This window comes from Sinomonas flava (assembly GCF_039531875.1).
In the GTDB taxonomy this organism is placed as follows: Bacteria; Actinomycetota; Actinomycetes; order Actinomycetales; family Micrococcaceae; genus Sinomonas; species Sinomonas flava.
In genome coordinates this window covers 79,880-102,760 of sequence record NZ_BAAAQW010000002.1, presented here as the reverse complement: position 1 = coordinate 102,760, position 22,881 = coordinate 79,880, and the positions used below count along the sequence as shown (strand labels likewise).

Genomic DNA, 22,881 nt, shown 5'->3' with positions numbered 1-22,881 from the left:
TCGTGAGGCACGACGGCGGGGACGCGCCGTCGTGCGCTCAGCGCACCGTGCGCCGGGCGAAGCTTGCCGCGGCCACCTGCTCCGCCAGGTAGAACACCGCGGGCACCATGTCCCCGGTCTTCACGAGGGCACCGGCGCTCACGAGGCCGACCAGCCCGACGGCGGCAGCCGCTGTCCCGTGGCCCGGCAGGGTGGCGAGGGCGCCGGCCAGAGAGGCCAATGCGGCCACATGGAGCCACGCGTACGTCGCGAACGGCCAGGCCGAGATGCGCCGGTAGGCGAAACGCTCGATGTCCGCGGTGCGCACGGCGAGCTCCCACACGAAGAACGGCGCTCCCGCCGTCAGGGCGCCCGCGGCGACTGCGGCCAACGTCTTCGCGCGGCCCTGCGGAAGGGACTGCGCCAGACGCGCGAAGGCCGCGGGGACGGCCGCAGTACCCGCGGCAGCGAGGTGCTCCCCGACAGTCCAGGAGCGGCGGCCGGCGCTGAGGAGTTCGAGCCGCCGTTCCGCGTCCGGCTCGGTGTACACCGAGGGCACGGGACTGATGCCTATCCCCCACACCACGCCGCCGGCAATCGCCACGACCGCCGCCTTCCGACGGCTCCGCTCCCTCGGGTCCATGGCTCCTCCGCCCCGGAATGGCCGCTCCTGCCCAGAGAGTAGGACGCGACGTGGGCCCGGTCAACGGGCCGCGAAGCCTAGACGTGGCCTCCGCGCAGCGTCTCGAGCGCGTACTGGAGGTCCACGGGATAGGGGCTCACTGCCTCGACGCGCTCGCCGGTGCGCGGGTGCGCGAAGGCGAGCCGATAAGCGTGCAGCCACTGGCGCGTGAGGCCCAGGTCGGCGGCGAGGCGCGGGTCCGCGCCGTACGTCAGGTCACCCGCGCATGGGTGGTGCAGGGCGGCGAAGTGCACACGGATCTGGTGCGTCCGGCCTGTCTCGAGGTGGATCTCCACGAGGCTGGCCCGCCCGAACGCCTCGATGACCTCGTAGTGGGTGACAGACGGGCGTCCGTCCTCAACCACCGCGAAGCGCCAGTCGTAGCCCGGGTGCCGACCGATGGGAGCATCGATGGTGCCCTCGAGCGGGTCGGGCATGCCCTGCACGACCGCGTGGTAGACCTTCTCGACGGTACGGTCCTTGAATGCCTGCTTCAGCACGGTGTAGGCGTGCTCGGTCTTGGCCACGACCATCGCGCCGGAGGTGCCGACGTCGAGCCGGTGGACGATCCCAGCTCGTTCGGGCGCCCCCGAGGTCGAGATGCGGAAGCCGGCCCCGGCGAGGCCGCCGACGACGGTGGGGCCCACCCAGCCCGGTGAAGGGTGCGCGGCGACACCCACGGGCTTGTCGACGACCACGAAATCCTCGTCGTCGATGAGGATGTCGAGTCCGTCCACCTTCTCCACCACCACTTCCAGGGGATCGCGTACCGCTGGGCGCTCGATCTCGAGCGCGTCGCCCGCGGCGAGCTTGGTCGACTTCGCGACCGCCTTGCCCCGCAGCGTCACATGGCCACCCGCCAGCAGGGCCGCCGCCGCGGAGCGCGAGAGCCCGAGCAGCTCTCCGAGCACGGCGTCGGCACGTGCACCGGACAGTCCCTCCGGGACGACGGCGCGCTCAGGCACGCCCGTCCCCGGGCGCCTCGTCCGTGACGGCCTTCTTGGCCGCACGCGTGCCGTCCGGGGAGATGCCCCGCAGCGTCAGGAGGCAGACGAGGGAGACCCCGACGACCACGGCGGAGTCGGCGAGGTTGAAGATCGCGAAGTTCGGCAGGGAGATGAAGTCCACCACGTGCCCCATGCCGAAGGACGGCTCGCGGAAGAGCCGATCAGTGAGGTTGCCCAGAGCGCCGCCCAGCACGAGTCCGAGGCCCACCGCCCACCCGGCCGACCGGACCTTCCGCGCGTAGGCGACGATCGCCACGGACACCACGGTCATGATGATGGTGAACACCCACGTGACGCCCTCGCCGATGGAGAACGCAGCACCCGAATTGCGGATGTAGTACCACTGCAGCAGCGGCGGCAGCACGGGAATCCGCTCGCCCTCGACCATCGTGCCCGTCACCCACAGCTTCGTCAGCTGGTCGAGAACGTAGGCGGCCGCCGCGAGGAGGGCCAGAAGCCCGATGCGACGGCGGGCCGGCGTGACCGGCCCGGGGGCGGGAGAGGTGGGTTCCATGCTTCTTTCCGGTGGCAGGACGACGCCGGCGGCTGCTCCAGGCAGCCACCGGCGTCGCGTGCTGAGGCGGCTCAGACCTCTGCGTTGTCGGTGATCTCCGAGGCGGCCACGGAACCGCGGGCCTCGAGGTCGCGGAGCTGGCCCTCGATGTAGGCCTTGAGGCGCGAGCGGTAGTCGCGCTCGAACCCGCGCAGCTGCTCGACCTTGCGCTCGAGCACAGAGCGCTGCTGCTCGAGGGCGCCGAGGGTCTTGCGGGACTTCTCCTGCGCGTCGTTGACGAGGCTGCTGGCCTCGATCTGCGCCTCGGCGATGATCTTGTCGCGCTGGTCGAGACCGTCCTGCACGTGCTTGTCGTGCATCTGCTGGGCCATGGCGAGCAGGCCTGCGGCCGACTCGGCCACCGACGAGCGGCCGGCCCCGGACGGTGCGGCCGGAGCGGCGGGGGCAGGAGCCGGAGCGACGTCCTTGACCGGCTCGGGCTTCGCTTCCTCGCGGAGCGGAGCGGCCTGGGCCGGCTTCTCGGCGGCCTGCGGGCCGCCCTGCTTCCCCGTGAGCTCGGCGACCTTCTTGCGGAGCTCGTCGTTCTCCTGGTTCAGGCGGCGCAGCTCGATGACAATCTCGTCCAGGAAGTCGTCGACTTCATCCTGATCGTAGCCCTCGCGGAACTTGGTCGGCTGAAAGCGCTTGTTGACAACGTCTTCTGGCGTCAGAGCCATCTGCTCACCTCATTGGTCTAGTCAGTCAGGCAGCTACCGCCACCGTGTCTACCGTATCGAATTTGTTACCCGCCGCTCCACCTGACGCCCGCCTACGGGGTTGACAGCGTGGCCCGGCCGGTGCTGTTGGCCTCGAACCTACGCGAGATTCCTGACGATCGCCATAGCAATGACGACCGCGATCACGAGGATGATGAAGGCCAGGTCGAGGCTCATCGCGCCCATCCGGAGCGGCTTGAACCAGCGGCGCGAGAGCCTCATCGGCGGATCCGTGACCGAATAGACGGCACTTGCCGCGACGAGGGAGGCACCGCGCGGCCTCCACGTGCGCGCGAAGGACTGCACCCAGTCGAACACGAGCCTGCTGACGAGTGCGATGAAGAACACCTCGAGGAGCAGGTACAGAAGCGCGAACAGGATGCCCATCGAGACCCTCAGCTCTGGTTGAAGAAGGTGGTCTGGCCGTCGGCGACCTTCTTGTCCTCGCCCAGCACCTCGACGTTGGACGGCGACAGGAGGAACACCTTGTTGGTCACCCGCTCGATGCTTCCGTGGAGCCCGAAGACGAGGCCCGCGGAGAAGTCGACGAGGCGCTTCGCGTCCGCCTCGCCCATGTCCGTGACGTTCATGATCACGGGGATCCCCTCCCGGAAGCTCTCGCCGATGACCTTGGCATCATTGTACGAGCGCGGGTGGACCGTGGTGATCTGCCGCAGGGCGCCGTCCTCGCGCACGGATGCTGCCCGCTTGATGGGAGTCACGGGCGCCCGGTACTCCTCGACCTCGGCCTGGGACGGCTCGCGGGTGGCCAGGGCCTGACGGCGTTCTTCGCGCTCGGTGTGCACAGGCTGTTCCTCTTCCGTGCGTGCGTGGGTGGCCTCGGTCTCGAACTGCTCCTCGCCGTCCGCCAGACCGAGGTAGATCATCGTCTTGCGCAGAGCGCCAGCCATCTCGACTCCTGTCCTCGGGCCGGGCTGGGTGCACCGCAGCGCCGGGTCGCTCGGCCCAGAAGGTCCCGGCGCTACTGAAGCTATCGCACGCGCGGTCGCGCGCCGAGGACATCGGTACCAATCCGCAGGTGTGTCGCACCCGCGGCCACCGCCTGCTCGAGGTCCTGGGTCATGCCCGCAGAGACCATGTCCGCGCCGGGATGACGCCGCTGCATCTGCTCTGCGATCGACGCCAGCCTGGCGAACGCCTCCGCCGGGTCTTCCCCGAGCGGCGCGACCGCCATGACACCCGCCAGACGAAGCCCCTCGGTCCCCGCCAGAAGGTCAGAGAGCCCGGGGACTTCCTCGGGAAGGGCGCCGCCGCGTCCGGGCGCCGCCTGGGGGTCGAGGTTGACTTGGACGAGGCAGTCGAGCGCGCGGTCCCGGCTAGAGGCGCCCACGGCCTTCCCGAGCGCGGACACGAGCGATGCCCTGTCCACAGAGTGCACGGCATCCGCGTAGCGGACCACGCTCTTGGCCTTGTTCGTCTGCAGCTGGCCGATGAAGTGCCACGCGAGCGGCAGCTCCTCGAGCTCGGCGGCCTTCGCGGCGGCTTCCTGGTCCCGGTTCTCCCCGACGTCACGGACGCCGAGCTCGGCGAGCAGGCGGACGTCGGATGCGGGATGGAACTTCGTCACGACGATGAGCGCCGGCTCAGAGTCCCTTCCCGCGGCCTCGGTCGCACGACGGATGCGTTCGCGGACGCGCTCGAGGCTGCCCGAGAGCTCACGGCGCCTCGCCTCGGTCCCGGGCTCCTCAGCCATGGGTCCACACGAGGCCCGCAAAGCGCCCCACGCCCGGCGCCCGGCGGTGGGAGAACAGCTCGTCGTGCTCGTAGGTGCAGGCCCACGCCTCCGTGTGCACGGGCACCCCGGCCTCCTGGAGCTGGCGCACGACGCCGGCGGGCAGGTCGAGCGCTGCGGTCCCCCAGCGCGTCTCCGCCGCGGTGCCGGGCACCACGGCGTCCACCTCGGAGCGCATCGCTTCGGGCACTTCGTAGCATGCGCCGCAGATGCTCGGTCCGATCCAGGCTTCGAGGTCCCGTGCGCCAGCGTCCCTCAGGCGGCTGACAGCGGAAGGGACCACGCCGGCGACAAGGCCGGGGCGCCCTGCGTGCACAGCGGCCAGCGCCGGGGTCCCGCCATCGAACGACCCGGCGACCAGAATCGGGACGCAGTCCGCCACCATGACCGCCAGCGGCTCGCCGCGCGACAGGAGCGCGTCCGCCGTGGGGGCGGGCTCTTCCCCGGCCCACACGGCTTCGGCCCCGTGCACCTGGCTCATGTACTGGAAGGACCCGACCCCGGCCTCCTCCGCGAGAGCCGCGCGGTGGCGGGCCACGGCGCCGTCGTCCGAGCCCACATGGAAGGCGACGTTCCCCGCCTCCACGCGGGTGAACGCGGCGGTGACGCCGGGACGGATGTCCCGGCGCCACCAGAAGAGCCCCAGTGCAGACGGGGACTCGGCCGTGCTGCTGTTCACTTGAGGAAGTCGGGCACGTCGAGGTCGTCGTTCCGCGCCCCCGACAGGTCCGGCTCGACCACGGCGGGGAGCTCGACGTCGAAGCCCGTGTCGGCGGGGATGCCGGTGCGGCCCTGGCTCCACTGGCTGAGGCCGGCATGCGCGGGGGCAGGCTGCGACGAGCGCGGGGCAGACACGGGGGCGGCAGGCACGGCCGACGGGCCGGCCGGCTGCTGGGGCGCTGCGGCGGGCTGGGACGCCTGCGCCTGTGCTGACTTGACGTCCTCGAGCGACGGCGAGGTCGCCCTGACATCGTCGAAGCCGGCCGCGATCACCGTGACGCGGGCCTCGTCTCCGAGCGCGTCGTCGATCACCGCACCGAAGATGATGTTTGCCTCGGGGTGTGCGACCTCCTGGACGAGGCGCGCGGCCTCGTTGATCTCGAAGAGGCCGAGGTCGCTGCCGCCCTGGATGGACAGCAGGACGCCGTGGGCGCCGTCGATCGAGGCCTCGAGGAGCGGGGAGGCGATGGCGAGTTCGGCGGCCTTGACGGCGCGGTCCTCTCCGCGCGCCGAGCCGATGCCCATGAGCGCGGAGCCCGCGCCCTGCATGACGGACTTGACGTCCGCGAAGTCGAGGTTGATCAGGCCGGGGGTCGTGATGAGGTCCGTGATGCCCTGGACACCGGAGAGCAGCACCTGGTCCGCAGAGCGGAAGGCGTCGAGCACCGAGACGTTGCGGTCACTGATCGAGAGCAGCCTGTCGTTCGGGATGACTATGAGGGTGTCGACCTCGTCGCGCAGCGCCTCGATGCCGTTCTCCGCCGAGGTCGCGCGGCGGCGGCCCTCGAACGTGAACGGGCGGGTCACGACGCCGATGGTGAGCGCGCCGAGCGAACGGGCGATCCGGGCGACGACGGGCGCACCGCCGGTGCCGGTGCCGCCGCCCTCGCCAGCGGTGACGAAGACCATGTCGGCCCCGCGCAGGACCTCTTCGATCTCGTCCGCGTGGTCCTCTGCCGCCTGGCGCCCGACCTCGGGGTTGGCACCCGCGCCGAGGCCGCGCGTGAGCTCACGGCCGACGTCGAGCTTGACGTCCGCGTCGCTCATGAGCAGCGCCTGGGCGTCCGTGTTGATGGCGATGAATTCGACCCCTCGCAGACCGACTTCGATCATGCGGTTGACTGCGTTCACGCCACCGCCGCCGATGCCGACGACCTTGATGACGGCCAAGTAGTTCTGCGGTGCTGCCACGTTGAGTGTCCCTTGTTCGAAGCCTGCTGTGTGCGAGAAGCCGGGAGCCTAACCTTAACCCTCCACTTGAAGGTTAATGTTATGTCAAGTAGCTTCTGCCCTCGACGGTATGGGTCGCGTTTAGACCGCGCAACGACCGTGATGGTGTGTCGCGGCAATCCGCCGGTCTGTGAGGCCTGCGCATCAGCGCGTCACCGGATGGCGGGGCGCGCTCACATCGAAGACCCGAGCAGGGGCCTGGCCCTTCTGGGGGTTCTCGGCAGCCTTCATGAGGGCCGCGAGGACCCTCGCCTTGAGCTCCCGCTCCTGGGCATTCCCCCACACGACGCTGCGGCCGTCCGTGAGCCGCAGCTCGACCGAGTCTACCGACTGCGCCGTCGCGGTCGCCAACTGGCCGAGGACGTCCGCGGGCAGCGCGGCCAGGACGCCGGTGACGGCCTTGAACACCTCCTGGCCGAGAGGCATCGCAGCGCCGTCGATCACGGGCACGGGATACTGGGACGTGTCCGATGCCTCCCCCAGGACCACGCCGTCACCGTCGACGACGAGCAGCTTGCCCTCGCTCTTCACCAGCGCCACCGGCACGCGCTCGGTGACTGTGACGACGAGCGTGTCCGGCGGCACGGCACGCGCCGAGACGGCCTTGACCTGCACGAGCGGGGAGACGAGCGAACGCACCTGGTCGTCGCCCACCTGCGCCAGCGGGCGCCCCACGACGGGCGCCAGGGCCGCTTCCACCTGCTGGACCGAGAGCAGGTGTGTGCCCTGGACGACCACCGAACGCACCGCGATGAGCGGCGTGAACAGCACCAGCGCCATGAGACCGGCCACGAGCACCACCGCGACGGTTGCCGCGGTCAGCGCCCTGCGCCGTCGGCGCCGGCGGGGCGGCTCCGGGAACGCGAGGACGTCCGCAGTGGATCCCGCCGCTCCCGGCGCATCGTCGCGTGCTGGCTCGCGCGGTGCGCCCCGGGAGGGAGACGCGCCGGCGGGCTTCCGGGCAGGCCTGCCCCTCCCCCACACGGGGAACCGCGGGCGCCCGCGCGACGGCGGCGTCTCCCGGTCCTCCCGCACGCTCGGGGAATCCGCTCCCGCGGACGGCGCCTGCGGGCCCTGCGCCGTCCCGGACGCATCAGCGCCTGTCCGTGGCTGGGAGCCGTCGCTCCCCCGGACCGCCGCACCGAGGACTGTCACCTTGGCGCCGCGGCCCAGCCTGACGCGGGCCTCCTCGGCGTCGCCCTGCTGCCCCTCGGCCGGAGCTGAGGGGCGCGCGACCCGCGGAACGCGTGGGATCCGGCCGCTACCGGGCACGGCTGCCCTTCTCCCGCAGCGCCGCAAGCAGGACCTCGCCCTGGGCCGTCACATCGCCGGCGCCGACGGTGAGGATGATGTCCCCTGCCGCGGCCGCGCCCGCGAGCTCCGCGACGGCCCGGCCAGCATCCGACGCGTACGAGCCCGCGGGCAGGTTCGAGGTCACGAGCTCGCTCGTGACCCCCGGGATGGGGTCCTCGCGCGCCGGGTAGATGTCGAGCACGCGCACGGTGTCCGCGGCCGAGAGCGCCCCGGCGAACTGGGCCGCGAACTCTCGGGTCCGGGAGAACAGGTGCGGCTGGAAGAGGACGTGCACCCCATGTCCCCCGGCGACGGCGCGGGCCGCCGCGAGCGCGGCGCGCACCTCGGTGGGATGGTGGGCGTAGTCGTCGAAGACGCGCACCCCGCCCTCCTCGCCCTTGAACTCGAAGCGCCGCGCGGCGCCGCTGAAGCCGGCCAGGGAGGCGGCGGCCTTTCCGGCATCCGCGCCCAGGATCACCGCAGCGGCGAAGGCACCGGCCGCGTTCAGGGCGTTGTGGAGTCCCGGGACGGTCAGGGGAAGCACATGGGTGGCTCCGGCGAAGTCGACCACGGAGCCGGCCGGGTCGAAGCGGACCCGGACATCGACATCGGGTGCCGTACCGTACAGCAGGACCCTCGGGGCGTCCGCAGCACGCCGGAGACGCTCGGCGAGGGCCCGGGCGCCGGCGTCGTCCGCGCACGCCAAGAGCGCACCGTCCGCGGGCAGGAGCGCCGCGAAGGCATCGAAGGCCGCGTGGACGGCCTCGGCCGTCCCGTAGTGGTCGAGGTGGTCGGCCTCGACGTTGGTCACGATCTCGATCAGCGGCCGATAGTTCAGGAAGGACTCGTCCGACTCGTCGGCCTCGGCGACGAAGATGTCCGTTTTCCCGGAGGCCGCGTTCACGCCGAGCGCGGGGATGTTGGCCCCTATCGCGAAGCTCGGGTCGAGGCCCGCCCCACGGAGCATCCAGGTGGTCATCGAAGTCGTCGTCGTCTTCCCGTGCGTGCCCGCGACGGCGACGACGCGGCTGCCCTCCATCGCGGCGGCGAGAGCCTCAGAGCGGTGCAGGATCCGAAGGCCGCGGGCCCGGGCGGCGAGGAGTTCGGGGTTGTTCGGACGGATCGCCGAGCCGGCGACGACCGTCTCGGCGCCGCCCACGTTCTCGGCGCCGTATCCCACGGTCACCCGCGCGCCGAGGCCGGCAAGGTCCGCCATGACCGGCAGGTCCTTCGCGTCCGACCCGCTCACCGCAACGCCCCGGGCGATCATGACACGGGCGACGGCCGACATCCCGACGCCGCCGATGCCGACGAAGTGGACCGTGCCCAGCGCGTCGAGGCCGGTCGCCCCCGCGCCCTGTTCCGTGTTCGTGCCGCTCATCCGCGTGCCGCCTCCATCACCATCTGTGCCATCGTCCTGTCAGCGTCCCGTACCCCGAGCGCCTGGGCCCGCCGGGCCATCTCGTCGAGCCTGCCCGGGTCGCCCAGGAGCGGCAAGACCTCACGGGTGAGCCAGTCCGGGGTCAGCTCGGAGTCGCGGACCAGGAGCGCGGCTCCTGCCTCGACGAGGCCCCGCGCGTTGAGTGCCTGCTCGCCGTTGCCGATCGGCAGCGGGACGAAGACCGCCGGCAGGCCGACCGCCGCGACCTCGCACACGGTGCCTGCGCCCGAACGGCACAGGATCAGGTCTGCGGCGGCGTAGGCGTTCTCCATGCCATCGACGTACTCGACCTGGTGGTAGCCGGGTGCCTCCAGGAGCCTGCCGTCGCCGCCCGTGACGGCCTTTCCGCGCCCGGTGATGTGCAGGGTCTGGATTCGGGCAGCGGCGAGGGCCCCGAGCGAGGCACCCAACGTCGCGTTGATGCTCGCCGCGCCGGAGGACCCGCCCGTCACGACGAGGGTAGGCCTGTCGGGATCGAGGCCGAGGGCCTTCCGGGCCGCCGGGCGCGCAGCCGCGCGGTCGAGCGCGGAGACCTCGCGGCGCATCGGCATCCCGACAAGCCGCGCGTGGCGCAGCTTCGTTGCCTCGAACGCCTTGCCGACCCACCGGGTGAAGAGGGCACCGACACGGTTCGCGAGGCCCGGGCGGGTGTTCGCCTCGTGGATGACTATGGGCACGCGCCTTCGCCGCGCAGCTAGGTACATCGGCGTGCAGACATACCCGCCGACGCCGACCAGGACATCCGCCTGCGCGCGCTCGAGGACGGACTCGGCCTGGCGCACGGCATGGGCGAGGCGCCCCGGGAGCCGGACGAGGTCGAGCGTGGGCCTGCGGGGCAGGGGCACGCGGTCGATCGTCGCGAACTCGAGCCCGGCGGCCGGCACGAGCCGGGTCTCCATGCCCGTCGCGGTGCCGACGGCGAGGAGGCTCGCGTCGGGAGCGGCCTCCGCCACTGCGCGCGCAATCGCGAGGAGGGGGCTGATGTGCCCGGCGGTCCCGCCACCGGCGAGCACCACGGACAGACCAGTGCGTGCGGACATCTGGGCGGGGGTCCCTGACGGATCCTCGGGGGGCATGACTACCTGGTGGCCTTCCGCTTCTCGTACTGCGCTGGCTTTTCGTTCTGCGCCGGCTCCTCCTGCTGCCGGAGCTTGCCGGGAGAGGCTGCGGCGGCCCGTCCCCGTGCACCCGTGAGGACCGGAGCGGACCGGCCCGAGGACGCCCTCGGAGCGTCTGCGCGGTGGTCACGGGCGAGGGCGCCGCTCTTCGCCTTGGACCTCGTCCGGCCGTGGGGCTTCCGAGCGGCCTTCGCGAGACGCATGTCCTCGCGGGCCAGGGACAACACTACGCCGATCGCACACAGGCAGCTGACAAGCGCCGAGCCGCCGGAGGAGATGAACGGCAGGGGCACGCCGATCACGGGCGCGATGCCGGTCACCATCGCCATGTTGATCGCCGCCTGGCCGAGGATCCAGGCCATGATGGTGCCCCCGAGCACCCGTGGGAACAGCTCCTCCTGCCGCGACACCACGCGGAACACCGACACTGCTAGGACCGCGAAGAGGGCGAGGACGAGAATGGTGCCGACAAGTCCCAGCTCCTCGCCCAGCACGGCGAAGATGAAGTCGTTGTGCGCCTCTGGGATCCAGCTGTACTTCTGCCTGCTCTGGCCGAGCCCAACTCCGAACCATCCGCCCGAGGCAAGGCCCTGGAGACCGTTCTGCACCTGGTAGCCGAAGTCCCCGCCGTCGGCCGTGCAGAAGTCGGGGTTCTGCCCGACCCAGTTGTAGATCCGGCACATGCGGTTGGGACTGGTGATGGCGAAGCCGGCAGCCCCAACGGCGAGGAGCAGCCCGGAAGCCACGAAGAGCTTGGTCGGCACCCCGGCGTAGAACAGCGAAGCCATCACGACGAACAGGATGACGAGGGTCGTGCCGAGGTCATGGCCCCAGATGACGAGCAGCGCCACCGCCAGTCCCACGGGCACCACCGGGACGAGCGCGTGGACCCAGTTGTCCAGGAGCGCGGCCTTCTTGTTCAGGATGGTGGCCATCCAGAGCGCGAGGAGGAGCTTCGCGAACTCGGAGGGCTGGAGGCTGAACCCGGCGATGTCTATCCAGTTCCGGTTTCCGAGCACACGGCGTCCGATGACCTGGACCAGGACCAGGAGCACGACGGTGGCGCCGATGCCGGGCCATGCCAGCCGCTTGAGCCAGCGGACGTTGATCCGCGAGAGCACCATCATCCCCGCAAGGCCAGCGAGGCCGAAGAGGCTCTGCTTGAGGGCCGCGGTGTAGGGGCTCTCCCCCGCGGCGATGCTCTCCACGCTCGAGGCGGAGAGCACCATCATGACGCCTATCGCGGTGAGCGCGAGCGTGGCCGCGAGGATGAGGTAGTAGCTCGCACCGGAGCTGGACCCCGTGGGCTTGACCAGGCGGAGCCACAGCCGCGCTGCGCCCTGCAGGGGGGCGGGTGCGCCCCGGTCCCGCTGCGCCGTCCCCGCCATGCCGTGCTCCGTCCTTCTACGTTCCTGCCTCAGGCTCAGCCGTGCTTGGAGAGGTGCTCCCGCACGGCCACCATGAATGCTGAGCCCCGGTGCGCATAGGAGTCGAACTGGTCCATCGACGCCGCTGCGGGGGCCATCAGCACCGTATCGCCGTCGACGGCACGCTCTGCAGCGAGGGCCACGGCCTGGGCCATGACCTCGTCGCCGGCGATGGCACCGCCGTTTCCTCCAGTCTCCCGTGCCGGGACGGGCAGGACGGGGACGCTGGGCGCGTGTCGCGCGAGAGCCTCGGCGAGTTCGGAGCTGTCCGCGCCAATGAGGACCACCGCCTTGAGGCGCCGCGCGTGCTCCGCGACGAGCTGGTCGTAGCCGACTCCCTTCGAGAGGCCGCCGGCGATCCACACGACACTGCGGAAGGATGCGAGCGAGGCCGACGCCGCATGCGGGTTGGTCGCTTTGGAGTCGTTGACCCACGTGACCCCGGCCGCCTCGGCGACCTTCTGGATGCGGTGGTCGCCGGGCATGTAGGACTGCAGGCCGCGCTTGATCGCGGCCGGTTCGACACCGTAGGCGCGCACGAGCGCCGCGGCTGCAAGCGCGTTGGCGACCATGTGCCGCGGGGCCACCGGCCCGATGTCGGTGATGGCGCCGAGTTCGGCAGCGTGGTCGCGGCGCTCTTCGATGAACGCGCGGTCCACGAGGAGCCCGTCGACGACGCCCAGCATGCTCACCGCCGGGGTCTGGGTGGTGAACCCGACGGCGCGGCAGCCCTCCACGACGTCGGCGTCCTCGACCATGCGCTCGGTCTCGATCTGCTCGGCGTTGTAGATGCAGGCCTTCTGCGTGTTCGCGTAGACGCGGGCCTTGTCCGCCAGATAGCTCTCATAGGACCCGTGCCAGTCGACGTGGTCCTCGGCGACGTTGAGCACGACTGACGCGACCGGCGAGAGGGAGTTGGCCCAGTGCAGCTGGAAGCTCGAGAGCTCCACCGCGAACGCGTCGTACTCGACGGGCTCGCGGATCGCATCGAGGATCGGCTTGCCGACGTTGCCCACGGCCACGGCCTTGAGCCCTGCGGCGAGAAGCATCGACTCAGCCATGCCCACCGTCGTCGTCTTGCCGTTGGTCCCGGTGATCGTGAGCCAGTCGGCCGTCTTCTTGCCACGGCGCGTCCGCACCCGCCACGCGAGCTCGACGTCGCCCCATACCGCGATGTCGCGGCGGGCGGCCTCGGCGAGCATCGCCTGGTCGGGACGCCACCCGGGCGACGTCACGACGAGCTCGGGCCACGCGCCGTCGACCTTCGGGAGCCGTTCGACGGCATCGGGGCCGAGGAGGACGTCCTCCGCGCCGACGATCCGCAGCGTCTCCGCCTGTGCGTGGGCGCGTTCGCTCGTCGCGGCGTCGACGACGACGACGGAGGCTCCCAGCTCGATGAGCGTGTCCGCCGCGGCAAAGCCCGAGACGCCGATGCCGGCCACGACGACCCGCAGGCCCGACCAGTCGGCGTCCCACGAGGTCAGGGACGCGAGCCGTTCAGCCGATTCAGAGGAAGTCCGTGTCACAGTCCTGCCACCCACTCTGCATAGAAGACGGCCAGGCCTCCGGCAACGCAGAGCCCGGCGAGGATCCAGAAGCGGACCACGACCGTCACTTCGGCCCAGCCCTTGAGTTCGAAGTGATGCTGCAGGGGCGCCATCTTGAAGAGGCGCTTCCCGTGCGTGGCCTTGAAGTACCCGACCTGCAGGATCACCGAGAGGGTGATGAGCACGAAGAGGCCGCCGATGATGCCGAGCAGCACCTGGGTGCGGGTCAGGATCGCGAAGCCGGCAACCGCCGCACCGATGGCGAGCGAGCCCGTGTCCCCCATGAAGATCTTGGCCGGCGAGGTGTTCCACCACAGGAAGCCGACCAGCGCCGAGCTCATGATGGCCGCGAGGAGAGCGAGATCCAGGGGATCGCGCGTCTCATAGCAGACGCTTCCCGCGACCCGCGGGGAGTCGCATGCCTGGTTGCTCTGCCAGATCCCGATGAGCGTGTACGCACCGAAGACCATGATCGCGGCGCCCGCGGCGAGGCCGTCGAGTCCATCCGTCAGGTTCACCCCGTTGCTCGCGGCCGTGACGATGAGGTTGGACCAGATCACGAAGAGGATCGCGCCGAGGACCGTCCCGCCGAACGCGAGGTCCAGCCAGGGGATGTCCCTGAGGAACGAGATGTGCGTTGATGCCGGCGTGAGGCCCCTGCTGTCGGGGAACTGGAGCACGAGGAGTGCGAAGACGACGCCCACGAGTCCCTGTCCTATGAGCTTGGCCCGGGCGGACAGCCCGAGGCTCCTCTGCTTCGAGATCTTGATGAAGTCGTCGAGGAAGCCCACGAGGCCCATGCCGACCATGAGGAACAGCAGGAGCGCGGCGGAGATGCTCGGCCCCGTGCTGCCCGGGTTCATGAGCCAGCTGAGGAGGTGCGTGAGGTAGTAGGCGACCACGGACGCCAGCACGAACACGGCGCCGCCCATGGTGGGGGTGCCGCGCTTGGTGTGATGGGTGGTGGGCCCGTCGTCCCGGATGAACTGCCCGTAGCCCTTCCGCACGAGGAGCCGGATGAACAGGGGCGTTCCGACGAGGCCGAAGACGAGGGCCAGGCCGGAGCCGATCAGCAGTGAGATCACGTCAGCTCCGCTCCTGGGTGTCGTGGGCCCGGCCATGCCCGGCCAATGCTATCCGATCGCCGAGGTGCCGCAGGCCGACGCCGTTGGACGACTTGAAGAGGACGAGGTCACCGGGTTCGAGCTCGCGCTCGAGGAGCTCGAAGGCGGCGTCCGCGTCCTCGACGAACGTGCACTCATCGCCCCACGAGCCCTCGTTCACGGCCGAGACGTACAGGGGGCGCGCCTCCCGGCCGACCACCACGAGGCGGTCGATGTTGAGCCGCACGACGAGCGTCCCGACTGCGGTGTGCGCGGGGATGGTCTCCTCGCCCAGCTCGAGCATGGCGCCCAGGACCGCCCATGTGCGGCGCCCCCGGCCCAGATCCGCGAGGGTCTGGAGCGCGGCGCGCATGGACTCGGGGTTCGCGTTGTAGGCGTCGTTGATGACCGTCACGCCGTCCGCGCGCTCGGTGCGCTCCATGCGCCAGCGGCTTCCCGGGCCCTGGGCGGACAGGGAGGCCGCGATCGTCGCCACAGGGACGCCCGCGGCATGCGCCGCGGACGCGGCCGCAAGCAGGTTGGACGTGTGGTGCGCACCGATGAGCCTGCTGGCCACATGCACGCGCTCCTCCGCGCCCACTGCCAGGTCGAATACCGGAGAGCCCCCGGCGTCGACCGTCACGCCGTGCGCGGCGACGACCGTCCCGCGGGCCGACCACTCTGCGGCGTTCTCGGGGTGCTGGGTGAAGAGGACCAGGCGGGCGGCGGTCCGGGACACCATCGCACGCACCCGCGCGTCGTCGATGTTGATCACGGCCGTGCCTTCGGGAGCGAGCGCCTCGACAAGCTCGCCCTTGGCCAACGCAATGTTCTCGACGCCGCCGAACTCCCCGGCGTGGGCCGTGCCCACGAACAGGACGACGCCGATGTCCGGTTTGACCATCTGCGCCAGGTACTCGATGTGGCCGATGCCGGTCGCGCCCATCTCGATGACGAGGTAGCGGGTCCGCTCGTCCGCTCGGAAGACCGTGAGCGGCACGCCGACCTCGCCGTTGTACGACCCCTGGGGGGACACCGTCGAGGACGGCGTGGCCGAGCCCTCGGAGGTGGAACGGAAGATGCCGGCGACAAGGTCCTTCGTGGTCGTCTTGCCCGCCGAACCCGTGATGCCCACGACGGTGAGCTGCTCGCCGCGAGCGGCCCTGGCGGCCCTGATGCGCCGGACCGCCTCGCGGGCCAGTGCTCCCATGGCGAGTACGGCGTCGGGAACCACCACGCACGGGAAGGAAGCGCCCGAGGAGTCGGACACCTCCCGCTCGCACAGGGCGAGCACGGCGCCCGCTGCGAAGGCCGCCCCGATGAAGGCGTGGCCGTCTGCGGTCTCACCGGGCTTGGCCACGTAGAGCGCGCCCGGCGTGGCCTCGCGCGAATCAGTGACGACGGAAAGGGGGACAGTGCTTGGGTCGCCTACAAGGCGACCGCCGGTGATCTCGGCGATCTGCGCCGCAGTGAAGTCAATCATTCCTTACCGGACTCTATAGGCTCGGCACCCACCACGGTGAATCCGTGCTCGACCATGGCGGCCCGCAGTTCGGTGCGGTCGTCGAGGGCGTGGTCCACTCCGCTGACCTCTTGGACGGTCTCGTGGCCGCGCCCTGCGACGAGGATGACGTCCTGGGGCGCCGCGAGCGAGACGGCATGCCGGATCGCCTCCGCGCGGGGCGCCACTTCGTCGATCCGGCGGCCCAGGTCCCGCGCGCTGTCCTCGGCCCGCGCGCCCTGGAGGACCTCTGCGCGGATCCCCGCTGCGTCCTCGTCGTGGGGGTCGTCGTCCGTGACAACGACGACGTCGGCGCCGCGCACTGCGACTGCGCCCATGATGGGGCGCTTGCCCACGTCGCGCTGCCCGGTCGCGCCGAAGACGACGATGAGGCGGCCGGGGGCGGGCGGGCGCACGGCCTCGAGCGCCCGTTCGAGGGCATCCGGGTTGTGGGCGAAGTCCACGACGGCGGCGGGCTCGGTTCCCACGAGCTGCATGCGGCCGGGGACGTCGACCGAGAACGGATCCGTTGCGTCGAGCGCAGACTGGACATCCGCCAGGGCTGCTCCCGCGGAGACCACCAGCAGGATCGCAAGCGCGGCATTGGCCACATTGAAACCCCCCGGAAGGCCGGTGTGGGCCCGGAGGGTGTCGCCGTCCCGGTGGCGCAGCTCGAAGGCTGTCCCGAGTCCCCGGCGCTGGACCGCGGCGACGGTCCAGTCGGCACCGGTGCCCGGGATGTCGGGCGAGACGCTCAGCGTGGTGACCGGGATCGGTGCTTCAGCGGCGAGGCGGCGTCCCCACGCGTCGTCGACCGTCACCACCGCCTGTGCGGCGCGTTCGGGCGTGAACAGGGCCGCCTTGGCCAGGAAGTACTCCTCCATGGTGCCGTGGAGGTCGAGGTGGTCCTGCGTGAGGTTGGAGAATCCGACGGCGCTGTACCGCACGCCGTCCACCCGGCCGAACTCGATGGCGTGGGACGAGACCTCCATCGAGGCCGCGGTGACCCCGCGTTCCCGCATCAGGGCGAGGAGCGCGTGCACGTCGGTCGACTCGGGGGTCGTGAGGCGGCTGGGGATCGGCGTTCCGCCGGCCGAGATCTCGATCGTCCCGATGAGCCCGGTGCGGTGGCCCAGGGCGCTCAGGAGGGCGTTGGCGAAGTAGGTCGTCGTCGTCTTGCCGTTGGTCCCGGTCACGCCGATCAGGAGCATGCGATCGCTGGGGTCCTGGCTCCGGTAAACCCGTGCGGAGACCGGCCCGACGGCCGCGCGGGGCCGGTCGACGACCAGGACCGGGACGCGCTCGAGGGCGTCGTCGAGGGCGAGCTGCCGCGCGCCCTCGTCGTCGGTCAGGACCGCAACGGCGCCGGCGTCGACCGCCTGGTGCGCGAAGTCGGCGCCGTGGCGGGTCGCGCCGGGCAGCGCGAAGTAGAGGTCGCCCGGGAGCACTGCCCGCGAGTCGAGGCTCGCGCCCGTGACCTCCACCTCAGGGTCGATCGTCTCCTCGGGAAGCCCCAGCAGCCGGGCGATCTGTGTGAGGGGAATCGGCGCCACCCTGGCCGGCCGGAACGCGGCCGCTTGGTCACGCGGGGACTGGGCGCGCTGCTGGGAGTCGCCTCCCGGCTGGGAGTCGCCTGGAATGGGCTTCCTGCCCGTGGGCATGGGCTGCTCGCTCACGTTCACCTTCACTGCTCGGGAGTCTCCAACTGTAGTCGCTCGGACGCCTCCGCCGTCGGCCGCAGGCCGCACGGACCGGGCCGCTCACTGCGCGTACTGGGGAAGCCGCGCAGGGGTGCCAGTGGACGGCGGGACGTTGTACAGCCGGAGCGCCTGGCTCATCACGGAGCGGAAGACGTCCGCGTTGCCGATGCCGAAGATGTCGCCCTTGGGCCGCTGGATCACGACGGCGACGACGAACCGCGGGTCCTCCATCGGCGCCATGCCCACCAGGGACGACGTGACGCCGCTGTAGCCGGGCACCCCATCCTCACGGGGAGCTTCCGACGTCCCCGTCTTCGCTCCCACCCGGTAGCCGTCGATCGCGGCGGGCTTGACCTCGCCCTCGGTCACGTCGCTCTCCAGCATGTCCTTGACCTGCTGGGCGGTCTCCCTGCTGACTACTTGGGTGGGCGCCGCCGCCTGTGGCGATTCGGTGTGCCCGTCCTTGTCCACATACGCGTCGATGAGGCGTGGCTGGACCATGGAACCGTTGTTCGCGATGGCCTGGTAGGCCCGCACGGTCTGCAGCGTGGACTGGGTGACGCCCTGGCCGAACAGGACGGTGTACTGCTGGCGGGTGTCCCATTCCTCCGGGGTGTGCAGGATGCCCTGCGCTTCGCCGGGGAGCCCGACGTCCAACGGCTGGCCGATCCCGAACCGGCTGAACCAGTCGTAGCGCTGCTGCGGTGAGAGCTCCTTGCCGGCCATCACCGTTCCGGTGTTCATCGAGTACCCGAGGATGCCGGCGAGCGTCCGCTGCTCGGTGCCGTGTGTGAAGGCGTCGGCGAAGGTCTCGCCGTCGATCGTGTACGTGGGCGGGATCGTGTACCGGCTCAGCGGGTTCGCCTTGCCCTCCTCGATGAGGGCGGCGAGCGTGAGGGTCTTCTGCACCGAGCCCGGCTCGTACGCGGCCGAGACGGCCCGGGCGCCCCGGTCCTTGGCCGCGGTCTTGCCGGGGTCATTGGGGTCGATCGAGTTCGAGTCGGCCATGGCGAGGATGTTGCCCGTCTTGGCATCCATGACGATCGCGATGCCCCACTCCGCGCTGTACTTGTTCGTCTGGGTCTGAATGGCCTGCTGGGCGAAGTACTGGAGGTCGGAGTTCAGCGTGAGCCGGACCGTCTTGCCGTCCTCCGCCTCGGTCAGCTTGTCGGTCGCCACCGGGATGCGGAGCCCGTCGGCGCCGATCTCGTAGACGCGCGAGCCGTCCTTGCCGGTGAGCTCCCCGTCCTGGGTCTGCTCGATTCCGGCGAGGGCGCTGCCATCGGAGCCGAGGAAGCCGACGACGTTGCCGCCCACCGCTCCGTTCGGGTACACGCGCTGGGTCACGCCCTCGGAGAGGATCCCGGGGAAGCCGACGGCCATCACCCGGTCCTCGGTGTCCGGCGTGACGTTCCGCGCGACGTAGTTGAACGGCTTGTCGCCGGTGATCGCAGCCGAGACGTCCGCCACCGGCTTCCCGAGCGCGTCGGCAAGTTCCCGCAGCGCCTGGTCTCGGGAGACCTTCACGATCTTCCAGCCGCCGTCGGGGTTGTCGACGCGGCGCTCGATCTCCGTGAAGTCAGGCGCCGATGCAAGCCTCTGGTCGACCGTGATGTTGTAGCGGATGACGCTGGTGGCCAGGACGGTGCCGCGGGAGTCGACGATCTGCCCGCGCTGGGCCGGCAGCACGGTGGTCTGGAGGCGCTTGCTCAGGGCCGCCTCCGCGAGCCCGCCGACATCGAAGCCCTGGACCAGCACGAGCCTGCCCCCGAGCACCACGAGGAAGGCGAGCATGACCGCCAGGCCGAGCCGCAGCCGCCGGGCTCCCTTGGCCGCGCGCTTCGCGATCCCGACGCCTTCCCGGGGCGACGCACCGCTCGATGCGGTCCGGCCCGTCGGCCTGCTGCTCGATGCCACGCTCTGTCCTCGGCTTCCGTTCTCTCGTGCCGGCCGGGCTCGCCGAGCCGGCCGGCAGGGCTTCCGGCCGCCCGGGCCTAGCGCGTGGGTTCGCGCTGGGCCGGCGCCGGGATGCTGCCGCCGTTCAGGGCCTTGGCCGAAGCGGCAGCCTTCTCCGCAGCAGCCTTGTCCGCCGCGGCCTTGTCCGCTGCGGCCTTGTCCGCTGCGGGTGCAGCGGTACCCGCGGCCGCGGCGTTCGCGGCTGCCCGGGCCTCGAGCGGGTCCTTGCTGTCCGGCGCCGGGGTGACCGCAATCTGCCCGGGGACGGCCGGTGCCGCAATCGCGGCGACCTGACTGCCACCCTTCTGCGCGGCCTTGGCCTCCCCCGTGACCGCGAGCGTCTTCAGGTCAATCTGCCCCTTCGACGTCGACGCGACCATACCCAACTGTGCCGCACGCGCAGCCAGATTCTGGGGAGCCTCGTAGTTCTGGACGCGCTGTGTCAGGTCCTGGTTCTGCTTCTGGAGGGTCAGCTGCTCATTCCGGAGCTGGACGAGCTGGTACTGCCCGGTCGAGACCGAGATGTTCAGGATGAGGACAGTCACAAGTGCCGCGGCGAGGACGCCCAGGCAGAAGATCGCGAACGGCGCCCTGCGGCGCGCGGGAAGGGTGCGCACGACCGCAAGCGGCGCCCTCCGCGACGGAGCCTGAGGCTTGGTGGATGCGGGGAACGCAAGCGCTGAGGTGCCCGCAACCGCCGTCTTCCGCTGTGCTGCGCTCATCGTCAGCTCCTCTCCCTGATGCGCTGCGCTGCCCGCAGGCGGGCCGACGCAGCCCGCGGGTTCTCTGCAATCTCCTCGGCGGTGGGCACTTCGGTTCCCTTCGTCAGGATCTTCAGCTCTGGCTTGTGCTCCTCGAGCTCGACAGGGAAGCCCGGAGGCGCCGACGAGCGGCTGCGCGCCTGCAGGGCTGCCTTGACGATCTTGTCTTCGAGCGAGTGGTAGCTCATCACGACAATCCGGCCGCCGAGCCGCAGGGAATCGACGGCGGCGGGGACAGCGCGTTCGAGCACGTCGAGTTCCTCGTTGACCTCGATGCGCAGGGCCTGGAAGGTCCGCTTGGCGGGATGGCCTCCTGAGCGGGCGGCAGCCGCCGGCACGACGGCGCGGATCGCCTCAACGAGCTCGCCCGTGGTCTCGATAGGCTTGCCGGCCCGCACCGCGACGATGTTCCGGGCGATCCGGCCCGCGAACTTCTCCTCGCCCCACGCCCGGATGATGCGGGTCAGGTCTTCCACGCTGTAGGTGTTCACGACGTCCGCCGCGGTGTGGCCGCGGCTCGTGTCCATCCTCATGTCCAGTGGAGCGTCGTACGAGTAGGCGAAGCCGCGCTCTCGCTCGTCGAGCTGGAGGGAGGACACCCCGAGGTCCATGAGGATGCCGTCCGCCCCGGGAAGGCCCACACTGTCGAGCACCTCGGGGATCTCGTCGTAGACCGCGTGGACGAGCCGGGCGCGCGCGCCGAAGGGAGCCAGCCGGGCCCCGGCGAGGGCGAGCGCCTGCTCGTCGCGGTCGACGCCGACGAGCGTCACGTCCGGGAAGCGCGCCAGGACGGCCTCGCTGTGGCCGCCCATGCCCAAGGTCGCGTCGACGACAACAGGTGAGCGGCCGGCGTCGTGCGCGGCCTCGATGCCCCCCGCCAGCAGGTTCACGCAGCGATCGAGGAGCACTGGAACGTGGCGCTCGGACGTGGGCCTGTCGTCGTGCTGGGGCACCTGTCGCTCCTTCCGTCGTGGTTCGTGCGTGCAGTGCTGCCCGGTGGCCGTGCTCCGGCGGAGCCCAGATCCCCCTCCGCGCCGGTATCGCCGCCTGGCTCCGGGGAAGGAGAGCCAGGAGGGCGTCCGGGCGGCTGGAGATCTCAGCCCGCCGGGGGATTCAGAAAATCCCGGGTATCGCGTCGTCGTCGGTCTCCGAGAAGGCGGATTCCTTCTCGGCCAGGTAGTCCTCCCAGGCCTGGGCGTCCCAGATCTCCGCCCGGGTCCCCACGCCGATCACGGCGAGGTCCCGGTCCAGACCTGCGTACTTCCGCAGGTTCGGGGGGATCGTGACGCGCCCCTGCTTGTCAGGCACCTCGTCGGAGGCCCCAGACAGGAAGACCCTCAAGTAGTCACGCGCCTGGCGGGAGGAGATAGGGGCTTCCCGCATCTGCTCGTGGACTCTCTCGAACTCCTTCTGGCTGAAGACGTAGATGCAGCGCTCCTGGCCTCTGGTCAGAACCAGCCCTTCGGCCAGTTCGTCCCGGTACTTGGCCGGGAGGATCAGGCGCCCCTTCTCGTCCAGACGCGGCGAATACGTACCGAGCAACACCGGCACCACCACCCGTCCGTTCGAGGCTGAACGTCCCTATCCGCCACTTCCCTCCAACATCCCCCACTTTACTCCACTCCCCTCCCCCGTCAACGAGGAGCGACACGGGATGTCGCACCAAGCGTGCAAATAACTCACGCAGAAAAGCCCGGAATCTCGGGGATTCCGGGCGGTGACGGATGGAGATGCGTGCCTGGCAGCAGGTGGAGGGCAGTGGGGGAAGCAGAGCCGGCAGCGGCGCTGAGCATCGGTTTCGGCCGCCGGGCAGCCCCGCTCCGAGCGGGTGCCGGCGCCTGAGGGGAGCAAAGTGGAGGGATCACGGAGTGCGCGCGCAGAAGCGCCCCGGACCGATCGGGTCCGGGGCGCTCGTTCGCCGCGTGCGTCAGGCAGTCAGGAAACAGGCCAGGCAGTCAGGAGTCAGGTCGAACTGCCTGAAGGCATGCACTATCGGCCGCGTGCAGGGAGTCGCTCGGGTCAGGCCTCGTCCCGGCGACGCTCGTCCCATTGGGCCTCGAGCCGCTGCAGGAACCCGCCGTTCCGAGACCTCTTGGACGCTCCCGGGCCGCTGCGTCGCCGTCCGGGCCGCCGCAGGGTGCCGTAATAGACGCTGGCTCCCATGAGCAGGAATCCGAGAACCCCCACGAAGATGTTCTGCAGATTCACCCCGAGGAGCAGCACCAGGATGCCGACGATGACCCCCAGGACCCCGAGCACGATGTGCTTCGTCGAGAAGGTCCGGAGGGCATCGGCGCCCATGGAGTCCGCAAACTTCGGGTCCTCCTCATGGAGCTGCTTCTCAAGCTGCTCCAGCATCTTCTGTTCGTGCTCCGACAGAGGCATGGCGACTCC

Annotated in this window: 22 protein-coding genes; all 22 read right to left on the bottom strand. The window is 70.8% G+C overall.

Annotated features, from left to right (window positions below; translation table 11 throughout):
- Window positions 1–37: 37 nt before the first annotated feature.
- The gene (locus ABD298_RS01350) at window positions 38–622 is read right to left on the bottom strand and encodes a hypothetical protein (protein WP_344297753.1); all 585 of its coding nucleotides are present in this window, start codon (window positions 620–622) and stop codon (window positions 38–40) included.
- A gap of 77 nt (window positions 623–699) precedes the next feature.
- Window positions 700–1,626, bottom strand: a complete 927-nt coding sequence (locus ABD298_RS01345) for an RluA family pseudouridine synthase (RefSeq protein ID WP_344297751.1) — start codon at window positions 1,624–1,626, stop codon at window positions 700–702.
- Entirely contained in the window at window positions 1,619–2,182 is a 564-nt protein-coding gene (gene lspA, locus ABD298_RS01340) for a signal peptidase II (RefSeq protein WP_344297749.1), read from the bottom strand. Before lspA ends, ABD298_RS01345 begins: the two co-directional genes overlap by 8 nt.
- 71 nt (window positions 2,183–2,253) lie before the next feature.
- Entirely contained in the window at window positions 2,254–2,898 is a 645-nt protein-coding gene (locus ABD298_RS01335; RefSeq protein ID WP_344297747.1) for a DivIVA domain-containing protein, read from the bottom strand.
- Window positions 2,899–3,036: 138 nt separating this feature from the next.
- The gene (locus tag ABD298_RS01330; protein WP_208712354.1) at window positions 3,037–3,324 is read right to left on the bottom strand and encodes a YggT family protein; all 288 of its coding nucleotides are present in this window, start codon (window positions 3,322–3,324) and stop codon (window positions 3,037–3,039) included.
- Between the two features lie 8 nt (window positions 3,325–3,332).
- Window positions 3,333–3,848 (bottom strand): cell division protein SepF, encoded by a 516-nt coding sequence (locus ABD298_RS01325; protein ID WP_344297744.1) that lies wholly within the window; start codon window positions 3,846–3,848, stop codon window positions 3,333–3,335.
- A gap of 80 nt (window positions 3,849–3,928) precedes the next feature.
- On the bottom strand, window positions 3,929–4,651 hold the full coding sequence (locus ABD298_RS01320) for a YggS family pyridoxal phosphate-dependent enzyme (RefSeq protein ID WP_344297742.1): 723 nt from the start codon (window positions 4,649–4,651) through the stop codon (window positions 3,929–3,931).
- Window positions 4,644–5,369 carry a purine nucleoside phosphorylase YfiH/LACC1 family protein gene (locus ABD298_RS01315; protein ID WP_344297740.1) on the bottom strand — a complete coding sequence of 242 codons (726 nt, stop codon included), beginning with the start codon at window positions 5,367–5,369 and terminating at the stop codon, window positions 4,644–4,646. Before ABD298_RS01315 ends, ABD298_RS01320 begins: the two co-directional genes overlap by 8 nt.
- Entirely contained in the window at window positions 5,366–6,601 is a 1,236-nt protein-coding gene (gene ftsZ, locus ABD298_RS01310) for a cell division protein FtsZ (protein WP_208712351.1), read from the bottom strand. Before ftsZ ends, ABD298_RS01315 begins: the two co-directional genes overlap by 4 nt.
- A 183-nt stretch (window positions 6,602–6,784) precedes the next feature.
- Entirely contained in the window at window positions 6,785–7,912 is a 1,128-nt protein-coding gene (locus ABD298_RS01305) for a cell division protein FtsQ/DivIB (protein ID WP_344297738.1), read from the bottom strand.
- Window positions 7,902–9,314: a UDP-N-acetylmuramate--L-alanine ligase gene (murC, locus tag ABD298_RS01300; RefSeq protein WP_344297736.1), complete on the bottom strand. Its 1,413-nt coding sequence runs from the start codon at window positions 9,312–9,314 to the stop codon at window positions 7,902–7,904. The genes ABD298_RS01305 and murC overlap by 11 nt, the downstream gene beginning before the upstream one ends.
- A complete protein-coding gene (gene murG / locus ABD298_RS01295; protein ID WP_344297734.1) occupies window positions 9,311–10,414 on the bottom strand; it encodes an undecaprenyldiphospho-muramoylpentapeptide beta-N-acetylglucosaminyltransferase in 1,104 nt (367 codons plus the stop codon). Before murG ends, murC begins: the two co-directional genes overlap by 4 nt.
- Window positions 10,415–10,452: 38 nt before the next feature.
- Window positions 10,453–11,880: a putative lipid II flippase FtsW gene (ftsW, locus tag ABD298_RS01290; RefSeq protein WP_344297732.1), complete on the bottom strand. Its 1,428-nt coding sequence runs from the start codon at window positions 11,878–11,880 to the stop codon at window positions 10,453–10,455.
- A gap of 35 nt (window positions 11,881–11,915) precedes the next feature.
- The gene (gene murD, locus ABD298_RS01285; RefSeq protein ID WP_344297730.1) at window positions 11,916–13,445 is read right to left on the bottom strand and encodes a UDP-N-acetylmuramoyl-L-alanine--D-glutamate ligase; all 1,530 of its coding nucleotides are present in this window, start codon (window positions 13,443–13,445) and stop codon (window positions 11,916–11,918) included.
- Entirely contained in the window at window positions 13,442–14,551 is a 1,110-nt protein-coding gene (gene mraY / locus ABD298_RS01280) for a phospho-N-acetylmuramoyl-pentapeptide-transferase (protein WP_344297728.1), read from the bottom strand. The genes murD and mraY overlap by 4 nt, the downstream gene beginning before the upstream one ends.
- Window position 14,552: 1 nt before the next feature.
- Window positions 14,553–16,052, bottom strand: coding sequence for a UDP-N-acetylmuramoyl-tripeptide--D-alanyl-D-alanine ligase (locus ABD298_RS01275; protein ID WP_344297726.1), 1,500 nt, complete (start codon window positions 16,050–16,052; stop codon window positions 14,553–14,555).
- Window positions 16,049–17,731, bottom strand: coding sequence for a UDP-N-acetylmuramoyl-L-alanyl-D-glutamate--2,6-diaminopimelate ligase (locus tag ABD298_RS01270; protein ID WP_344298152.1), 1,683 nt, complete (start codon window positions 17,729–17,731; stop codon window positions 16,049–16,051). The genes ABD298_RS01275 and ABD298_RS01270 overlap by 4 nt, the downstream gene beginning before the upstream one ends.
- Before the next feature lie 99 nt (window positions 17,732–17,830).
- Entirely contained in the window at window positions 17,831–19,618 is a 1,788-nt protein-coding gene (locus ABD298_RS01265; RefSeq protein ID WP_344298151.1) for a peptidoglycan D,D-transpeptidase FtsI family protein, read from the bottom strand.
- A gap of 146 nt (window positions 19,619–19,764) precedes the next feature.
- A complete protein-coding gene (gene ftsL, locus ABD298_RS01260; RefSeq protein WP_344297724.1) occupies window positions 19,765–20,448 on the bottom strand; it encodes a cell division protein FtsL in 684 nt (227 codons plus the stop codon).
- A gap of 2 nt (window positions 20,449–20,450) precedes the next feature.
- Window positions 20,451–21,440: a 16S rRNA (cytosine(1402)-N(4))-methyltransferase RsmH gene (gene rsmH / locus ABD298_RS01255; RefSeq protein WP_344297722.1), complete on the bottom strand. Its 990-nt coding sequence runs from the start codon at window positions 21,438–21,440 to the stop codon at window positions 20,451–20,453.
- Window positions 21,441–21,600: 160 nt separating this feature from the next.
- Window positions 21,601–22,032, bottom strand: coding sequence for a division/cell wall cluster transcriptional repressor MraZ (gene mraZ / locus ABD298_RS01250; protein WP_344298150.1), 432 nt, complete (start codon window positions 22,030–22,032; stop codon window positions 21,601–21,603).
- Window positions 22,033–22,506: 474 nt separating this feature from the next.
- Window positions 22,507–22,872: a DUF3040 domain-containing protein gene (locus ABD298_RS01245; protein WP_344297720.1), complete on the bottom strand. Its 366-nt coding sequence runs from the start codon at window positions 22,870–22,872 to the stop codon at window positions 22,507–22,509.
- Between the last annotated feature and the right edge of the window lie 9 nt (window positions 22,873–22,881).

Coding starts and splice junctions, on each gene's coding strand:
- ABD298_RS01350 (WP_344297753.1), bottom strand. CDS start 622: ATGGACCCGAGGGAGCGGAGCCGTCGGAAGGCGGCGGTCGTGGCGATT.
- lspA (WP_344297749.1), bottom strand. CDS start 2,182: ATGGAACCCACCTCTCCCGCCCCCGGGCCGGTCACGCCGGCCCGCCGT.
- ABD298_RS01335 (WP_344297747.1), bottom strand. CDS start 2,898: ATGGCTCTGACGCCAGAAGACGTTGTCAACAAGCGCTTTCAGCCGACC.
- ABD298_RS01330 (WP_208712354.1), bottom strand. CDS start 3,324: ATGGGCATCCTGTTCGCGCTTCTGTACCTGCTCCTCGAGGTGTTCTTC.
- ABD298_RS01325 (WP_344297744.1), bottom strand. CDS start 3,848: ATGGCTGGCGCTCTGCGCAAGACGATGATCTACCTCGGTCTGGCGGAC.
- ABD298_RS01320 (WP_344297742.1), bottom strand. CDS start 4,651: ATGGCTGAGGAGCCCGGGACCGAGGCGAGGCGCCGTGAGCTCTCGGGC.
- murC (WP_344297736.1), bottom strand. CDS start 9,314: ATGAGCGGCACGAACACGGAACAGGGCGCGGGGGCGACCGGCCTCGAC.
- murG (WP_344297734.1), bottom strand. CDS start 10,414: ATGTCCGCACGCACTGGTCTGTCCGTGGTGCTCGCCGGTGGCGGGACC.
- ftsW (WP_344297732.1), bottom strand. CDS start 11,880: ATGGCGGGGACGGCGCAGCGGGACCGGGGCGCACCCGCCCCCCTGCAG.
- ABD298_RS01275 (WP_344297726.1), bottom strand. CDS start 16,052: ATGATTGACTTCACTGCGGCGCAGATCGCCGAGATCACCGGCGGTCGC.
- ABD298_RS01270 (WP_344298152.1), bottom strand. CDS start 17,731: ATGCCCACGGGCAGGAAGCCCATTCCAGGCGACTCCCAGCCGGGAGGC.
- ftsL (WP_344297724.1), bottom strand. CDS start 20,448: ATGAGCGCAGCACAGCGGAAGACGGCGGTTGCGGGCACCTCAGCGCTT.
- ABD298_RS01245 (WP_344297720.1), bottom strand. CDS start 22,872: ATGCCTCTGTCGGAGCACGAACAGAAGATGCTGGAGCAGCTTGAGAAG.